The organism is Rhodovulum adriaticum, assembly GCF_004345735.1.
Lineage (GTDB): Bacteria > Pseudomonadota > Alphaproteobacteria > Rhodobacterales > Rhodobacteraceae > Rhodovulum > Rhodovulum adriaticum.
In genome coordinates, this window is the sequence record NZ_SLXL01000027.1 from 1 (window position 1) to 2,500 (window position 2,500).

The 2,500-nt window shown below is 56.2% G+C and carries 1 rRNA gene (cut by a window edge); it reads right to left on the reverse strand.

Annotated elements, in window-relative coordinates:
* Nucleotides 1-2,500: ribosomal RNA gene (locus tag EV656_RS16310) — 23S ribosomal RNA — on the reverse strand; its annotated part runs 263 nt beyond the window's last position; the annotation flags it as partial.

The window sequence follows — 2,500 nt, forward strand, 5'->3', positions numbered from 1 at the left end:
CTTACATCTCCGGCCTATCGACGTGGTGGTCTACCACGGCCCTCGGGGATACCTTGTTTTGAGGGGGGCTTCCCGCTTAGATGCCTTCAGCGGTTATCCTTTCCGATCATAGCTACCCTGCACTGCGGCTGGCGCCACAACAGGTCCACCAGTGGATCGTTCACCCCGGTCCTCTCGTACTAGGGGCAACTCCTCTCAAGTATCCTACACCCACGGCAGATAGGGACCGAACTGTCTCACGACGTTCTAAACCCAGCTCACGTACCTCTTTAAACGGCGAACAGCCGTACCCTTGGGACCTGCTCCAGCCCCAGGATGAGATGAGCCGACATCGAGGTGCCAAACACTGCCGTCGATATGGACTCTTGGGCAGTATCAGCCTGTTATCCCCGGCGTACCTTTTATCCGTTGAGCGATGGCCCTTCCACTCGGGACCACCGGATCACTATGGCCGTCTTTCGACTCTGCTCGACTTGTCAGTCTCGCAGTCAGGCTGGCTTCTGCCATTGCACTCAACGAGCGATTTCCGACCGCTCTGAGCCAACCTTCGCGCGCCTCCGTTACTGTTTGGGAGGCGACCGCCCCAGTCAAACTACCCGCCACACAGGGTCCCGGATCCGGATAACGGACCGCGGTTAGACAACAAGCGAGCGAAGGGTGGTATCTCAAGGGAGGCTCCACAAGGACTAGCGTCCCTGCTTCAAAGCCTACCACCTATCCTGCACATCGCTGACCTATTGCCAGTGTGAAGCTGTAGTAAAGGTGCACGGGGTCTTTCCGTCTAACCGCGGGAAGCCTGCATCTTGACAGGCAATTCAATTTCGCTGAGTCGATGTTGGAGACAGCGGGGAAGTCGTTACGCCATTCGTGCAGGTCGGAACTTACCCGACAAGGAATTTCGCTACCTTAGGACCGTTATAGTTACGGCCGCCGTTTACCGGGGCTTCAATTCGGAGCTTGCACCCCTCCTTTTAACCTTCCGGCACCGGGCAGGCGTCAGACCCTATACGTCGTCTTGCGACTTCGCAGAGCCCTGTGTTTTTAGTAAACAGTCGCCACCCCCTGGTTTGTGCCCCCGGTGGTCGTGCACCGGGCCTCCTTCTCGCGAACTTACGGAGGTATTTTGCCGAGTTCCTTCAACATCGTTCTCTCAAGCGCCTTGGTATGCTCTACCAGTCCACCTGTGTCGGTTTAGGGTACGGTCTGGCGGAGGGCTATTTCCAGGGACTGTCTTGGATACGCCCCAATCCGATAAGGGACGCACGCCGCCACAATCCGTCACATCCTCCTGGCCCAGGAATATTAACCTGGTTCCCATCGGCTACGCCTTTCGGCCTCGCCTTAGGGGCCGGCTTACCCTGCTCAGATTAGCTTTAAGCAGGAACCCTTGGACTTTCGGCGAGGGGGTCTCTCACCCCCTTTGTCGCTACTCATGTCATCATTCTCGCTAGTGATCGCTCCACCGGTCCTCACAGACCGGCTTCATCGCCAAACCCGAGCCTCCGTAACGTCCGAGGACGCTAAAGAGGCGTGGGTTTTATCACACTACGCTCCGCTACCACTGCTTGCGCAGTCCTAAGCTTCGGCTCGTGGCTTGAGCCCCGTTACATCTTCGCCGCAGGACATCTTGATTAGACCAGTGAGCTGTTACGCTATCTTTAAAGGATGGCTGCTTCTAAGCCAACCTCCTGGTTGTTTTGGACGTCCCACTTGCTTTCCCACTTAGCCACGAATTGGGGGCCTTAGCTGTAGGTCAGGGTTGTTTCCCTCTCCACGACGGACGTTAGCACCCGCCGTGTGTCTGCCAGATAGTACTCCCGGGTATTCGGAGTTTGGTTAGGATCAGTAAGCCTGTGGGGCCCCATTACCCATCCAGTGCTCTACCCCCCGGGGTATTCGTCTGACGCACTACCTAAATAGTTTTCGCGGAGAACCAGCTATCTCCGAGTTTGATTGGCCTTTCACCCCTAGGCACAGCTCATCCCGACCTTTTTCAACAGGTGTGGGTTCGGACCTCCAGTACGTGTTACCGTACCTTCATCCTGGCCATGCCTAGATCACTCGGTTTCGGGTCTGATCCCACGAACTTAGACGCCCTATTAAGACTCGCTTTCGCTACGCCTACACCTATCGGCTTAAGCTTGCACGTGAGACCAAGTCGATGACCCATTATACAAAAGGTACGCCGTCACCACTGATGTGGCTCCGACTGATTGTAGGCGCTCGGTTTCAGGTACTGTTTCACTCCCCTCGTCGGGGTGCTTTTCACCTTTCCCTCACGGTACTGGTTCGCTATCGGTCAGCAAGGAGTACTTAGCCTTCGAGGGTGGTCCCCCGATCTTCAGACAGGATTTCACGTGTCCCGCCCTACTTAATACGTACCTCAAAGCTTCCCATACGGGGCTGTCACCCGCTCTGGCTGCGTTTCCCAACGCATTCTGGTCACTTATCGGTCTCGGCTGGTCCCCGTTCGCTCGCCACTACTAGGGGAGTATCTGTT